We start from the raw sequence: 14,174 nt of genomic DNA, 5'->3' as shown, positions 1-14,174 counted from the left end.
CATGTTTACTATAAAGAGAGAGAAGCAATAATACAACCTACATAATTAGAGCATTATCATACTCATTTTTGAGATTCCTGATTTATGAGCTGAGCCGAATGGTGAAACCTTTTCCTTATCCTGCGGATGAAGAGATCGGCTTACTATGCCCTAAACCCAGCCAAACATCCGGGCCGCCTGCGCAACGATAAAGGTGACTGCCAAGGCAATAGACAGCGGGATGAGCGCGGAGAGAACCGCCCATTTCATACTCTTCGTTTCTTTATAAATGTTCACAAGCGTCGTTCCGCAAGGATAATGCAGCAAGGAGAACAGCATCATATTTAACGCGGTCAGCCAGGTCCAGTGGTGCTGAAGAAAGATAGTTTTGATATTTTCCAGACCATCCGCATCCACCAGCGCTCCAGAGGACATATAGCCCATCAGCAAAATCGGCAGAACGATTTCATTCGCCGGCAGTCCTAGAATAAAGGCCATAAGAATAAACCCGTCCAGACCAAATAATTGAGCAAACGGGTCTAAAAAACCAGCGGCATGATTCAGAATGCTATCCCCACCTACAAAGGTGTTGCCCAAAATCCAGGTGATGACCCCGGCCGGAGCCGCGACAACAACAGCGCGCATCAGCACATTCAACGACTTATCGCGCGAGGACAGCAGGATGGTTTTCCATACCTGGGGTCTGCGATAAGGCGGCAGCTCCAGGGTATAGTGAGTGGGCACCCCTCTCAGCAGCGTTTTGGACAGCGTCCAGGACACCAGCAGAGTCACAACAATGCCAAACAGCACCATCCCCATAACCACCAGCGCAGTAGCGAAGCTTTGCAGCCCGCTGGCTACCCCCGTCACCATAAACAAGGAAGCAAGCAAGATCAACGTAGGCCAGCGGCCGTTGCAAGGAACAAAGTTGTTCGTAATAATAGCCAGCATGCGTTCCCGCGGCGACTCAATGATCCGTGTGGATAAAATCGCTGCCGCATTACATCCAAAGCCCATAGACATAGTTAGCGCCTGCTTGCCGTGGCCTCCCGATTTCTTGAACAAGCGGTCCATGTTAAAAGCAACTCGCGGTAGATATCCGAAGTTCTCCAAAAGGGCAAATACCGGAAAGAAAATTGCCATCGGCGGCAGCATTACACTGATGACCCAACCCGTTCCGCGAAAAAAGCCCAGCACGAGCACGCCATGCAGCCAAGCGGGAGCATTCATCGCCTGGAAGGCGCGAGTAAGATAACCCTCGGCCACGCCGAACAGGTCGGCAAGCCAGCCGGACGGATAATTGGCACCGGCAATCGTAATCCAGAAGACAACGCCCAGAATGGCCAGCATAATCGGAAAGCCCCAAATCTTGGACGTGGCAATTTTGTCCAGGCGGTATGTCGTTTTCAGCTTTTGCTTATCCTCATAATAAATTGCACCCTGGCAGATTTCTCGGGAGGCTCTATAAATATCGCTGACAATGGCATCGCGCATTTCGGCTCCCCCAGTTAGCTCCCTGGCCATCGACATCAGCTTGTTTAAGGAGTCGGGTGCGTTAGTGGCAAGCGGATTGCCCATAATCCTTCACCCCCTCGCTCATAAATGGGTCTGTCGGGGCTTGCCGCCGTTCCATAATGGTTTGCAGGATTCCCTGCTCGCCATCAATCAAGCGCAGCGCTACCCAGCGCACCGGAAGCTGATCGCCAATTTGCTCGATAATGTAAGGAGTCAAGGCGGCGATTTTCTGCTCAATTTCTTCCCCATAGCGCACACCAAGCGGCTTCAAAGCTACGGCTCCCTTGGCTATGCTCTCGATTTGATCAAGCAGCTCCGCCAGGCCCGATTTGTTCCGTGCCGATACCGGAATGACCGGAACGCCCAGCTTGCGTCTGATTTGCTCAACATCAATCCGTATACCCAAACGCTCCGCCTCATCCATCAAATTAATACAGACCACGACCTGAGCGGTAATTTCCAGCACCTGCAAGGTCAAATTCAAATTTCGCTCAAGCGAAGTGGCGTCCAGCACGACAATCGTGACGTCCGGCTGTTCAAACAGAATGAAATCCCGAGCCACCTCTTCATCCGTCGAATTGGAGAATAAGGAATACGTGCCCGGCAAATCGACCATTCGAAACAAGCAGTCGTGATGCTCTACATTTCCCATCGCCAAATCGACCGTTTTGCCCGCCCAATTCCCTGTGTGCTGGCGGAGTCCAGTCAAGGCATTGAAGAGCGTGCTCTTGCCTGTATTCGGATTTCCCGCCAATGCGACTGTGTATTGCTTCATTCCCTTCCCACTCCTTCAAAGATTCCATAAATCAAAGAGCTTTCTTCCCGCCGCAGAGCAATCATCGTTTGATTCACACGATAAGCTACCGGATCACCTAGCGGACTGCTCTGCAACACCTCCACGGTATTTCCCGGTACAAAGCCCAGATCAAGCAAACGCCGCCTCAGCACACCTTGAACCTCGATCCGGCTAATTTCTACCATTTGACCGGTTTTGGCCTCTGCCAGCGACTTTTCTGATTCATTCATCATTTCCTCCACCTTTTTACTTGATGAAAAAGAATTGGTCTAGGTAAACATTTACGTACCAATATTATCATTATATGAATATGTATTCAAGTATTAATTTTGATACTGAATATGCGGTGAATACGAAGAGAAAATTTATCGTCTTGTGTAATCAAAAAGAAGCAGCCTGGGCATATAAGCCCAGGCTGCTTCAAGTTTTATGCTGAATTGATCACATAATGCTTATTTTAAAACCCCAGCCCTTGGCACCACGCCAAACGCTTTGGCCAAATCGGCCAGCTCCGAATCGGTAATCACTTGCTTGATTTCTCGGCTGCCGATCAGGTTGTGGACAGTTGCCGCCTTCTCTACCGTCTCGATCAAACCGAAGGTTTCGTCCATGGTGGCGCCTGTGCCAAAGATGCCATGATGCGGCCAGATGACAATCCGGTAGTCCTTCATCTTCTTGGCCGTTTCCCGGCCGATTTCATTGCTTCCCGGAACCATCCAGGGCAGGATGCTTACACCATCCGGGAAGACCACAAGACATTCCGTACACATCTGCCACAGGGTCTTGGTAAACTTCGCTTCATCCAGATCGTGGGTAAAGGTCATGGCAATGACATTGGTAGCATGCGTGTGCATAACGATGCGATGCTTGGCATCCACCTTCAACCGCTCGATATGACTCATAAAGTGAGAGGCCAGCTCACTGGTTGGTCTTGCCCCATTGCGCAGCCCCCAGAGAATTTCTACTTGCTCGCCGCTATCAGATACACGTACCACACCAAGGTTGGCTTCCGGGTCTTTGATTACGTTTCTAAAATACTTGCCTGATCCGGTGACGATAAAGTATCTGCCGGCCAGTTCCTTTACCGGGAAGGCCAGGTCCAGAGAGCGCAAGGAGTTGTGGATGTCAATATACTTCGCTACCTCCGCTTCATCCAGTAAATAACTGATATTGCCGCCGTTCACTTCATCCCAGCCCAAGCTCCACATATGATGGGTAATCTCGGTCATTTCCTGAATAAAAGGGGCTTCTGTGCTTCCGATATATCCTGATGTTTCAATCAGAGATGTTGTCATGATTTCTTTTCTCTCCTTAAGTATTGAATATTATGGTTGTTTTATCTCTTCAGCAATACTTCCTGCTCGTGCTGCTTCACCTCATTGAGCCATTGCTCTCGGACAGGCACGCCTTGCGAAGCACAGTAATAATCCCATACGGCTCCAAACGGATAAGACTTGAATTCCTCAACTAAAGCGAGGCGGGAGGTATAATCACCTGCCAGCTCAATTTTCCGCAATTCCTCCACCGGCTCCAGCATGGCACGCAGCAGCGCTTTAATCGTATTCCGTGTTCCGATCACCCAGGCGGCCAGATGATTGATGCTGCCGTCAAAGAAATCGAGACCCAGACTTGTCTTCGGCAGCAGGTTGCCACGAACCAGCTCACGAGCAATTTCCAGCAGTTCATCATCCATGGTCACCACATGGTCGCTGTCCCAGCGAACCGGGCGGCTGACATGCAGCAGCAGGTGCTTGCTGAACATCAGGATCGACGACAGCTTGTTGCTGATCACTTCGGTCGGGTGGAAATGACCCGCATCCAGTGTGATGGCCTTGCCACGCGTTAATCCATAGCCCATATAGAACTCATGCGAGCCTACAACATAGCTTTCCGAGCCGATCCCGAACAGCTTGCTTTCCACGCCGTCCACATTAAATTGCTCATCGATCGGTTCGCTGAAAATCTCATCCAGCGAGGCCGCCAGCCGCTGTCTCGGCGCCAGGCGATCCACCGGGGTATCTTTGTAGCCATCCGGCATCCAGAAGTTCGTGAAGCAGGTCTGACCCAGCTCCCGGCCGAAATGCTCGGCAATTTTACGGGAAGCCTTGCCATGACGAATCCAGAATTCCCGGATTTCATCGTTTGGATGACTCAGCGTAAAGCCATCCGCCGCATTGGGGTGTGAGAAATAGGTCGGGTTAAAATCAAGGCCCAGCCCCTGCTCCTTCGCCCAGTCCACCCACTTCTGGAAGTGGCGCGGCTCCAGCTCATCCAGATCAACCTGCTCATCCGTATCTGCATAGATTGCATGCAGGTTGACCTTGTGCTTGCCGGGAATCAGCGACAACGCCTTCTCCAGATCCTCCCGCAGCTCCTGCGGGGTGCTTGCGCGCCCCGGATAGCTGCCTGTAACGGCAATCCCGCCGCTAAGCTCCTTGTCGCGGAACAGGAAGCCCCGAACATCATCTCCCTGCCAGCAATGCAGCGAGATTTTAATCTGCGACAGCTGCTTCAAGACCTGATCCACATCAATTCCGTGGGATGCATACAACTTCTTTGCTTCGTTATAGCTATTGACTACGCTTTGATCCATGTTGCTAGTCTCCTTCCGTCTATCTCAAATGTTGTGCGCATCCGCCAGCTTGTTCACCTTGTTCCAGCGCTCCATAATCTGCTCCAATTCTTGCACCGGCTCAGGCTTGTAGTATCTGATATCGAATGAATGCGCAATGACCTCCCTGGCTTCCGCAATATTCGGCAGCACGTTGCTGCTAATCATCTGTACCGCCAGATTCCCCAGAGCCGTCGACTCGGTAGGTCCTGCCGAAACTTCGCGTCCCAGCATATTGGCCGTAAGCTGACACAACAACTTATTGTTCGCTCCCCCGCCAACGATCTGCAGCATATCGATCGATTGACCGGTCAATAGCTCCAGCTCCTCCAAATAAGTGCGGTAGGACAATGCCAGACTGTCAAAGATACAGCGGGCCACTTGCCCGATGCTCTCCGGTACCGGCTCGCCATACTGCTCGCAAGCCTTCTGAATTTCCTCAATCATATGCTCCGGGTTAAGGAACCGGTCATGATTACAAGGAATCAAGCTCCGAAAAGGCTCGGCCTCCGCAGCCAGATCAGCCAGCTCTGCAAAGCTGTATCGATTGCCATCCAGCCGGCGAACCTCTTGAATCAGCCACAGGCCCATAATGTTCTTCAGGAAGCGGAATGTGCCGTAAGCTCCCCACTCATTCGTATAGTTGGCCGCCATAGCTTTGGCATCATTCAACGGCTGCTTCAGCTCAACTCCGAGCAGTGACCAGGTTCCGCTGCTGAGATAAGCGGCATGACGCCCCTTGGCCGCCGGAATGCCCAGCACGGCCGAAGCGGTGTCATGCGTTGCGGCAACGATGACGCGGCACTCCGGCAGATCGTATTGCTTCATAAGCTCCGGGCGAAGCGCGCCAAGCTCAGACCCCGGTTCAATCAAGCCCGGAAACTGCTCCTTGCGCAAGCCAAGCAGCTCCAGCAGCTCCATATCGAAGTCACGCGTATCCAGATTTAACAGCTGCGTCGTCGAAGCATTCGTCGTCTCATTGCCTTTTTTTCCAGTCAACAGGTAGTATAAATAATCCGGCACCATCAGAATGCTGTCGGTACGAGCCAGCTCTTCACGATCATGCACAAACAGCTGATACAGGGTATTAAAGTTCAACTGTTGAATCCCTGTCTTGCCATAGACGGTCTCAGGTGGGATGAGCTCCGCCAGACGCTGCATGGCGTGCTCGGTCCGGTGGTCGCGATAAGCATACACCTCTTGAATCCGATTGCCCGCTTGATCCAGCAGCACATAATCCACGGCCCAGGTATCAATTCCGAGTGTGCACCGCTCGATTCCCTGCGCCTTGACCTTGGCAAGCCCGGTCAGGATTTCACCAAACAGAGCATCGATATTCCAGAAGCAGGAGCCATCCCGCTCCTGAAATCCGTTGGCGAAGCGATGGATCTCTTGCAATTGAATTTTCCCGTCCTGAAGCGTTCCCAGCACCAATCTCCCGCTGGAGGCGCCGATATCAACGGCAATATGATGGGTCATAGAAACAATCTCCTAGATGATTTTTTTGAACATCGCAATAACTTCTTCCTTCGTCGGAATGAATGGATTGCCTGGTGCGCAGGCATCCTTCATGGAATTCTCCGCAAGCAAATCCAGATCAGGATCGTTCACTCCCAGCTCAGACAGCTTGGTTGGAATCCCAACCTCCACCGACAGCTCCTTAATTCGCTGAATCACATAATCCGCACATTCCTTGTCGCTCTTTCCTTGAGTATCATACCCGATCACCTTGGCAATCTTGCGGAACTTCTCCGGCACCACCTTGGCGTTCTCTTCTTCCACAATCGGAAGAAGCATCGCATTGCACACGCCATGGGGCAGGTCATAAACTCCACCCAGCTGGTGAGCCATCGCATGGACATAACCAAGTCCTGCATTATTAAAGGCAAGTCCGCCTAGAAAAATCGCATAAACCATTTGTTCTCTCGCTTCAATATCATGGCCGTTCTTTACCGTGCGGGCGAGATGGTTGAAGATCAACTCAACCGCTGCAAGCGCGGTAGCATCGGTTACCGGATACGATCCGGGTGTAACAAGCGCTTCAATCGCATGAGTCAAGGCGTCCATCCCGGTTGCCGCAGTCAGGGCTGCCGGCTTGTCGACCATCAGCTCGGGATCATTCACCGAGATCGAGGCCAGACTATTTTTATCCACCATCACCATCTTCACCTTGCGCTCTTCGTCGGTGATGACATAATTAATCGTAACTTCGGCTGAAGTCCCGGCTGTTGTGTTGACAGCTACAATTGGCAACGCTTTAGATTTGGACTTATGAACTCCTTCATACTGCGAAATGTGCCCGCCATTCGTCGCGATAATGCCAATTGCTTTGGCTGTATCCTGCGGTGAACCACCGCCGATGGAAATCAGACTGTCACAGCCGTTGGCCACCAGAAAATCATGTCCGTCATGCACATTCTTGCAGGTAGGATTGGGCTTGACTTCATCATACAGAGTGTAATCCAGACCAATAGCATCAAGCACAGCCGTAACTTTGCCAGCGATTCCGCTCTGCACCAGAAATTTATCGGTTACAACCAGCGCTTTCTTCAAGCCCAATTCCTGGATGTATGGCCCCATATCCTGCAGACAACCCTTTCCCATCAGATTCACCGGTGGGACATAATACACATGCGTACTCATAATTTGACCAGCCTCCATAATCAATTTGACGAAGCAATCATCCCGCCATCCTGCCCATTTCTTTATACTACCCAATTATGTTCAGGCTGACTTTACTGTATCTCCGCCGACGGTCGGCCTGGACCCAATTATTTTGTTGAGCATGGAGTGCGTTATATCCATATCCTATCCGCATAAATCTTTGTTGTCAACAAATTAAAGATTTTTATTGTTGTTTTTATTTGTTTTATGACTTTTTTAACGCAAAACCCTTAAATATCTCCTTTGTTTTTGTTGCAAACACAGAATGATTATTCCATACTACATTTAAAAGCATGGTGAACAAGCTGTCGGACTCTCTTGGTGGGAGGCCTCGTTGTTCACACGTCCCATTGCGATTTCGCAGGAAAGGAAGATTTATGTTACCCGCCGAAAGACGAAAGAAAATCATCGATTTGGCTCATCAGGAAAAGAGGGTGCTGGTATCGGTGCTCAGCCGTATGTTTGACGTCACCGAAGAGACGATCCGGCGTGATCTTGAGAAGCTGGAAAAGGAAGGTATCGTAAGCCGGACTTATGGAGGCGCGATGCTTAACCGGCATACCAATGAGGACCTTCCATTTACCGCCCGTAATATTATGAATACCGATATTAAGCAGAACATCGCCATCAAGGCGATGGATTTAATCAATGAAGGGGATACTCTGATGGTCGACCCAAGCTCCACCTCCTTTGAATTGATCAAGCTGCTGACCAATAAGAACAACCTGACCGTGATCACAAATTCCGTCCACATTCTGAATGATTTCTCCGGTTCAGAGATGAACATCGTCTCCACCGGCGGCAACCTGAGACCCCGCTCCTTGTCCCTGGTCGGTCCGGTGGCTCATCACACCCTGCAAAGGTACAATGTGGATAAAGCGATTATCAGCTGCAAAGGCATCGACCTGGATAAAGGGATTACCGAATCCAACGAGCCGGAATGCGAGTTGAAAAAGTACATGCTCAAGCAATGTGACAAGGTGATCCTCCTCGCCGACCACACCAAGTTCGATAAGGTAGCCTTTACGGTGCTGAGCGAGCTGGAGCGGGTTGATTATCTGGTTACCGATCAAGCGCCGTCCGAGTCCTGGGTGCGCAGATTGGCGGAGCTGAATATCGAGCTGATCTATTAACTGTCTGGTCCAGCCAGGCTTGTTCATGTATCGCAGCCATGCAAAAAAGCTCTTGAATCTCCACCCACCAGTGGAAACTCAAGAGCTTTTTCAACATATAAAGAAAGTGCGGTCAAGCGGACTCAGACCTTACGAAAGGTTAGCCTGCACGAACCTGAAGTATACATTACCATTCAGCAAGGATTGGTCGGTGATTGTACCACCACAATTCATTGTCTTCAACAAACCTGCTCAATATCACATTATAATCTTGAGGTACATTCCATTCACAATAGGCTAATATAGAGGATACAAAATCATTTTTCGTCTCATCATCAAGCTTTTGCAGAAACAAATTAGCTTTATCTGTGATGTTTGCCGGTTTGTTATCAAGCTCATTGACAGCGGTCATTAACCATTTCTGACAAGGAAAAAGCTTTTCATTGTAGGCTAAGAGCATTCTTGAGCCGAATAAGACAATATCGGTTGCTGCTCTTGTTTTCAAAAATAAATCATTCGTTTTTACCGCTTGCTCCCAAAAATAATAGCTATTGAGCATCAATGCGCTGAAAAAGGATAGAATTTTTTCTTCCTTCTCCCAAACCGGGTATACAGGAATTTGATGGATGATCTCAATTATTTCAGGATCATTTGAAAATAAACAGCTCGCTCCAATAAAGGCGTTTCTCGTCGGTTCACTGCCAACCTTGGAAGCCTTCAGCAGATAGTCCTTAGTGAAATATTTGATATCAAAATACCCGTTCTCATAGGTGCAGTGCTCTGTAATCGTCTCTGAGAGCTTGTTTTTACTACTAAGCTCCTTATGCATCTCATCATTAACAATGACCATTAGATCAATATCCGAGTCTATTCTTTCCTTGCCTTTTGCAATGGAACCGCCCAAAATGACGGCGATTACATTTGAATTTTCTTGATACCACTTAATAAAATTATGGATGGAATCTTCATGATGTTTATACATAATATACCACACCATTCTTTGATTATTTTTGAACACGCATACATTTTCTCATTCCAGTGGCGCTCAGTCAAATTACTTCTTGGGCGGACGAACATGCTCTTTCCTGAGTAATACTATGAAAATTCCGAATATGCAAAAAGCTCCTGAATTTCCATAAATGAAATTCAAGAGCTTATTATTGTAAGATTGAAGCAATGGTGCAAAATAGATTTTTACTTTTGATACCAATTCGGTACGCTATTTTTGAAATTATTATAATGATCAAAAGATTTTTTACATATTCTAACCATATTTTCAATTTCATCTTGTCCAAATTTTTCGGCCCATTTTATGGAATACAGAGCGGCATGTGCCACATAGACGGCAAGAATATCCCAAAAATCACCCGGTACATCATCATCAAAGTATGCGTTGATTTGCCCAATGCAGTAAGGAGTGCTCACGTCTGTTCCGAAACTTTCAAGTTTGTAAAACTCCTCATAGGGGTCCCCGATTTCCCAACGATTAAAGTCAATTACACCAATTTTATTTCCAGGAGTCAAGATTAAATTTCCAGGATGAAAATCTCCATGTTGATAGACGGGTGGCTTGGACCAAATTTTATGTATGTTTTGATTGATAAATTGAATAACCGTTTCGTCGTCTTGAATTCTATGTTCTGATTCGATATATTTCCGAAGCTGTAAAATTTTTTTAGGGATTTTTGTTTCCACTGGAAATTCATCAGACGGTATTTGAATGCTGTGTATTCTTCTTAGGATTTTGCCGGCTTCCCTGCCCAGACGATACTGTTCGCTTTGGTCAAGCTTGGGCAAAGCCAGTTCAAGATCACGGCCATCAACCCAGGTCAACAGCATATATATCTTTTGGGATTTATGAAATATGCCAAACTCAACAGGTTTTGACATTTCAAAATTTAATGCAGAATACTTTTTGATAATATCAAATTCTTTTTTCTTTTGCTCGTAATACTCAATGTCTGATATTCTTAAAAGCAATTTCTGTTCATCCACAGTTTCAATATAATATTTCTTGTCGTTAGACCAGCCCTTTTCGATTGGTACAACCTTTTTCCATTTTCCGGATTTTTGTAACTCTTCAAACATGACTTCACCTCTCTATCTTCCTAGAGTTTATATTCTCAAATAAAAAAAGACATAGATGCACCTTAACGGAGTAACTAAGTCTTTTTTGCGAGCTTCCGGTTATACTTATACTACGAACGGGTCGTTATTGGGGTCAGGATTCCAGACATATTCGATATGCTCAGCTGTTTTTTGTGCTTTATTTAAACCGAATCTTTCGGACACAAACCCCAATGCCATATCAATTCCGGCAGATACCCCGGAAGATGTGTAGTATTTTTCATCAACAACCCATCTGGCTTTTTCAACCCACAAAACATTCGTGTTGATGGATTTGACCCATTCAAAGGCCTTTTTATTGGATGTTGCCTTTCTATGATTTAAAAGGCCGGTTTTTGCAAGCAAAGCCGAACCTGTGCAGACGGTAAGACAATACTTTGATTTTAAAGCCATATCGTACAGCTTTTCAATAAATTTCATATCATTCACTAAAGATCGTGTGCCTTGCCCACCAGGTATCAATAGAATCCCATTGCAATCATCGTTTTGAATATCCTCAGTTAATACCTGTACGCCCTGTCTACTTGTAATCGTTCCGCCTGTAACGGAAATATAGCGAAGGTTATATTCTTCAATACGCCCAAACACTTCGACCGGTCCAAAAGCATCTAAGGTTTCAAAGTCAGGAAATAATAAGACACTTACATCCATAAAATCCCTCCCTTTATTCCTATCATATGATGAATGCGCATTTATGATAATTAGCATGGATAAAAACAATTTAAAACGCACCTGATGACACTATTGTTAGAATCCTGATAGAGCGCATAGACGCAGCTAAGACGGATATCAACATAACAAGTACGTTAATATCCGTCTTAGGTGAAACTGATGCGGTCGAGAGGACTCGAACCTCCACGGGGGGTTAGCCCACACGGACCTGAACCGTGCGCGTCTGCCAATTCCGCCACGACCGCATATTTCGTTGTCGCCATCACCAAGAAATGCGGCAACGAAATTTATAATATCACGTATAAGCAAGCGAGTCAACAAAAAAAATAAAAAATAAAAAAAAAATATAAATCCACTATCACCCTATCGGTGTGCCATCAGGTAGTTTAAAATCAGGCTTTAATAGGACGACATCACCCTTCTCTGGTATTCCTCCAAGAACTAATACCTCTGAATTAAACCCTGCTATGCGGCGTGGAGGAAAATTGACTACCCCTATTACTTGTTGTCCTATAATATCTTCAGCTGTATATCTTTTTGTTATTTGTGCGCTAGACGTTTTTATTCCAATTTCTTGACCAAAATCAATTTCAAGTTTAATAGCAGGTACTTTTGCTTTTGCGAAAAACTCAGCCTTAATAACTGTTCCAACACGAATATCCAGTTCCAAAAAATCATCAATTGTTGCCATTTAAAAATTCACCCCATCTATTGTTTTTCTTAAAGTTACACACTAATCAATTTCCTTTATTTATTCCCACTTTTCATCATTTATTTCGTGCCGTCTTTGAATCATGCTCATTGCCCCATTCGTTTTTCTCATATCATATCACATGATTCTTTAGTTTTCAGACACGCCCTGGATTTATAACTATCACAGCAGAATCAGTTTCTTTTCTTTAGACAACCTTAAACGGTAGCGCCCTACTCCCTGTGTACACCTAAAAATAAAATGACCTCTATGGTAAGATTTCAAATTATCATTAAGTAGGGAATAGAGTGCTACCGTTACTATGAATCAGACACAAATTTTGTTTAATCAGCCTTCGTATATTTTATTTTGAAATGACTCCACCAAAAATGACTTTCTTCATCTTCATTCCCGATACAGCATATAAATTTTGTTTCTCTTGCTTAATTGCCCCGTCACACACGGGCGTGCTCCTTGGCTTTGTCATTCGTCTGCCATATGCTTCCCAGGTCATTGATTTGGAGTGACACCAGCTTTACGTTGCCGCCAACAGCAAAAAGCTCAAGCCCGTTACTTTCTGAATCTGGAAAAATGGTATCCGAAATGATAGCAGTTCCATCACCACCGAACACTTCGATTGAACACCAATCCATAAAGATCGACATGCGAACACGATGATTAACCGGACTAAGTGGTGCTTCATGCTTAGCCGCGAAGTTTGGATGGAAATCTGTTCTACCTGAATTCGTTCGATCGACGAACAATTTCTTCATTACGGCGTCGTACCCGACAACCGTCTCCTCATTTTCAGACTTTCTGACTTTGAAACCGAACTCTTTGGCAGTTGCCATCTCAAATTCCGCGATGAATTCCGCTTTATTCGCTACGATGTTGACAAGCGGGTTGGCATTAGGCTCAATTGTCACGTTTTCCAGGGTTGCTAGCGGCGAGCGAATTCTATTAAATTCTTCTATCGGCTCTTGCACTAAACGAATGCCATCTGTAAATGTCCTAAGCTTCAGTTCACGCGGAATCGATGTGTGTCCCCGCCATTTATCTGTCGGAAGCGCCCCGGCATACCGCCAATTGTTCATCCAGCCAATCCATAGCCTCCGTCCATCTCCTTCTGGAGTATTACTCCAAGTCACGGCTGCGTAGAAATCAGAGCCGAAATCGATCCATTTCAAGTCATCTATCGAATGAATAGCTTCACCAGGCGTAAATACCTGGCCATCGAAATCCCCGACAAAGTACAACATACCCGATCCACCCGCCGGCGGTTCCGGATCGTTTGGATTCACACCATTGCAGTCTCCGACACTGAGTATCAGGACCCATTTTTTCTTATTTGGATCTCCGTCAACATGAAGTGAGAACAGATCTGGGCACTCATAAATCCCGCGATGCGTTCCGATTACGTCGGCTCCAAATCCGCTAGCAAACGTCCATTCTTTCAAATTTGGAGATGAATAAAATTCCACACGGTCTTTAACAGCCAGCGACATGATCCACCTGGATGTTTCCTCATGCCAGAACACCTTCGGATCGCGAAAATCAAGCGTCGTATCGGGGAACAAGACAGGATTCCCTTCATACTTCGTCCAGGTTCTTCCTTTGTCCTTGCTGTAAGCGATACTTTGAACTTGCGGCTTACCGGGCTGCGCCTGGTTTCCATTATTTGTATAAATTGCTACAAGCCCCGAGCCCTCCTCATTGAAAAAACCACTTGTATTGTGATAGTCCACTACCGCGCTTCCGGAAAAAATTGAACCGTCCTCGCCTGGTGGCAAGGCCGGCGGGAGCTCTTCCCAATAGATGAGATCGGAACTCACCGCATGTCCCCAATGCATTTTCTCGAAATCAGGTTGCGATGCAAACGGAGTGTGCTGGTAAAATAGATGGTATTCACCCTCGTAATAAACCAGCCCATTGGGATCGTTCATCCAGTTTTTCTCGGGCGAATAGTGATACTGTGGGCGGAATTTCTCAGTATAATTCATGGTTTCT

General features: G+C 46.8%; 13 protein-coding genes and 1 tRNA gene. 1 reads left to right on the top strand and 13 read right to left on the bottom strand.

Annotated elements, in window-relative coordinates:
- Nucleotides 1–150 precede the first annotated feature (150 nt).
- From C557_RS0104400 to C557_RS0104370, 7 genes are all read right to left on the bottom strand, one after another.
- Nucleotides 151–1,557 carry a nucleoside recognition domain-containing protein gene (locus C557_RS0104400; RefSeq protein ID WP_018750616.1) on the bottom strand — a complete coding sequence of 469 codons (1,407 nt, stop codon included), beginning with the start codon at nt 1,555–1,557 and terminating at the stop codon, nt 151–153.
- Nucleotides 1,535–2,269, bottom strand: a complete 735-nt coding sequence (locus C557_RS0104395) for a FeoB small GTPase domain-containing protein (RefSeq protein WP_018750615.1) — start codon at nt 2,267–2,269, stop codon at nt 1,535–1,537. Before C557_RS0104395 ends, C557_RS0104400 begins: the two co-directional genes overlap by 23 nt.
- On the bottom strand, nt 2,266–2,520 hold the full coding sequence (locus C557_RS0104390; protein WP_018750614.1) for a FeoA family protein: 255 nt from the start codon (nt 2,518–2,520) through the stop codon (nt 2,266–2,268). The genes C557_RS0104395 and C557_RS0104390 overlap by 4 nt, the downstream gene beginning before the upstream one ends.
- A 222-nt stretch (nt 2,521–2,742) precedes the next feature.
- Complete coding sequence (rhaD, locus tag C557_RS0104385; protein WP_018750613.1) at nt 2,743–3,585, bottom strand: rhamnulose-1-phosphate aldolase; 843 nt, start codon at nt 3,583–3,585, stop codon at nt 2,743–2,745.
- Between the two features lie 41 nt (nt 3,586–3,626).
- Entirely contained in the window at nt 3,627–4,883 is a 1,257-nt protein-coding gene (gene rhaA, locus C557_RS0104380) for an L-rhamnose isomerase (protein WP_018750612.1), read from the bottom strand.
- A gap of 24 nt (nt 4,884–4,907) precedes the next feature.
- Nucleotides 4,908–6,380, bottom strand: coding sequence for a rhamnulokinase (gene rhaB / locus C557_RS0104375; RefSeq protein ID WP_018750611.1), 1,473 nt, complete (start codon nt 6,378–6,380; stop codon nt 4,908–4,910).
- Between the two features lie 12 nt (nt 6,381–6,392).
- Nucleotides 6,393–7,544, bottom strand: a complete 1,152-nt coding sequence (locus C557_RS0104370; protein WP_018750610.1) for an iron-containing alcohol dehydrogenase — start codon at nt 7,542–7,544, stop codon at nt 6,393–6,395.
- A 398-nt stretch (nt 7,545–7,942) separates the two neighbouring features.
- Between C557_RS0104370 and C557_RS0104365 the strand changes: the two genes are divergently transcribed.
- Nucleotides 7,943–8,698, top strand: a complete 756-nt coding sequence (locus C557_RS0104365) for a DeoR/GlpR family DNA-binding transcription regulator (RefSeq protein ID WP_018750609.1) — start codon at nt 7,943–7,945, stop codon at nt 8,696–8,698.
- 166 nt (nt 8,699–8,864) lie between these two features.
- On the opposite strand, the gene C557_RS0104360 is transcribed toward C557_RS0104365, so the two are convergent.
- The 6 genes from C557_RS0104360 to C557_RS22920 form a co-directional block, all read right to left on the bottom strand.
- Complete coding sequence (locus tag C557_RS0104360) at nt 8,865–9,659, bottom strand: nucleotidyltransferase domain-containing protein (protein WP_018750608.1); 795 nt, start codon at nt 9,657–9,659, stop codon at nt 8,865–8,867.
- A 212-nt stretch (nt 9,660–9,871) separates the two neighbouring features.
- Nucleotides 9,872–10,765 (bottom strand): aminoglycoside phosphotransferase family protein, encoded by an 894-nt coding sequence (locus C557_RS0104355; RefSeq protein WP_018750607.1) that lies wholly within the window; start codon nt 10,763–10,765, stop codon nt 9,872–9,874.
- A gap of 105 nt (nt 10,766–10,870) precedes the next feature.
- Entirely contained in the window at nt 10,871–11,455 is a 585-nt protein-coding gene (locus C557_RS0104350) for a DJ-1/PfpI family protein (RefSeq protein WP_018750606.1), read from the bottom strand.
- Nucleotides 11,456–11,636: 181 nt separating this feature from the next.
- Nucleotides 11,637–11,721, bottom strand: a tRNA-Leu gene (locus C557_RS0104345).
- Between the two features lie 113 nt (nt 11,722–11,834).
- Nucleotides 11,835–12,167, bottom strand: a complete 333-nt coding sequence (gene csaA / locus C557_RS0104340) for a chaperone CsaA (protein WP_018750605.1) — start codon at nt 12,165–12,167, stop codon at nt 11,835–11,837.
- Nucleotides 12,168–12,622: 455 nt separating this feature from the next.
- Entirely contained in the window at nt 12,623–14,167 is a 1,545-nt protein-coding gene (locus tag C557_RS22920) for a glycoside hydrolase family 32 protein (RefSeq protein WP_240472916.1), read from the bottom strand.
- Nucleotides 14,168–14,174: the final 7 nt, after the last annotated feature.

The sequence above is a fragment of the Paenibacillus sanguinis 2301083 = DSM 16941 genome, from assembly GCF_000374825.1.
Taxonomy (GTDB): Bacteria; Bacillota; Bacilli; order Paenibacillales; family Paenibacillaceae; genus Fontibacillus; species Fontibacillus sanguinis.
Note: the sequence above shows the minus strand (reverse complement) of the source record. Positions and strands in the feature narration are given on the sequence as shown.

What these genes read in the sequence shown, in the direction of transcription:
- C557_RS0104400 (WP_018750616.1), bottom strand. Translation starts at nt 1,557, where the DNA reads ATGGGCAATCCGCTTGCCACTAACGCACCCGACTCCTTAAACAAGCTG.
- C557_RS0104395 (WP_018750615.1), bottom strand. Translation starts at nt 2,269, where the DNA reads ATGAAGCAATACACAGTCGCATTGGCGGGAAATCCGAATACAGGCAAG.
- C557_RS0104390 (WP_018750614.1), bottom strand. Translation starts at nt 2,520, where the DNA reads ATGAATGAATCAGAAAAGTCGCTGGCAGAGGCCAAAACCGGTCAAATG.
- rhaD (WP_018750613.1), bottom strand. Translation starts at nt 3,585, where the DNA reads ATGACAACATCTCTGATTGAAACATCAGGATATATCGGAAGCACAGAA.
- rhaA (WP_018750612.1), bottom strand. Translation starts at nt 4,883, where the DNA reads ATGGATCAAAGCGTAGTCAATAGCTATAACGAAGCAAAGAAGTTGTAT.
- rhaB (WP_018750611.1), bottom strand. Translation starts at nt 6,380, where the DNA reads ATGACCCATCATATTGCCGTTGATATCGGCGCCTCCAGCGGGAGATTG.
- C557_RS0104370 (WP_018750610.1), bottom strand. Translation starts at nt 7,544, where the DNA reads ATGAGTACGCATGTGTATTATGTCCCACCGGTGAATCTGATGGGAAAG.
- C557_RS0104365 (WP_018750609.1), top strand. Translation starts at nt 7,943, where the DNA reads ATGTTACCCGCCGAAAGACGAAAGAAAATCATCGATTTGGCTCATCAG.
- C557_RS0104360 (WP_018750608.1), bottom strand. Translation starts at nt 9,659, where the DNA reads ATGTATAAACATCATGAAGATTCCATCCATAATTTTATTAAGTGGTAT.
- C557_RS0104355 (WP_018750607.1), bottom strand. Translation starts at nt 10,765, where the DNA reads ATGTTTGAAGAGTTACAAAAATCCGGAAAATGGAAAAAGGTTGTACCA.
- C557_RS0104350 (WP_018750606.1), bottom strand. Translation starts at nt 11,455, where the DNA reads ATGGATGTAAGTGTCTTATTATTTCCTGACTTTGAAACCTTAGATGCT.
- csaA (WP_018750605.1), bottom strand. Translation starts at nt 12,167, where the DNA reads ATGGCAACAATTGATGATTTTTTGGAACTGGATATTCGTGTTGGAACA.
- C557_RS22920 (WP_240472916.1), bottom strand. Translation starts at nt 14,167, where the DNA reads ATGAATTATACTGAGAAATTCCGCCCACAGTATCACTATTCGCCCGAG.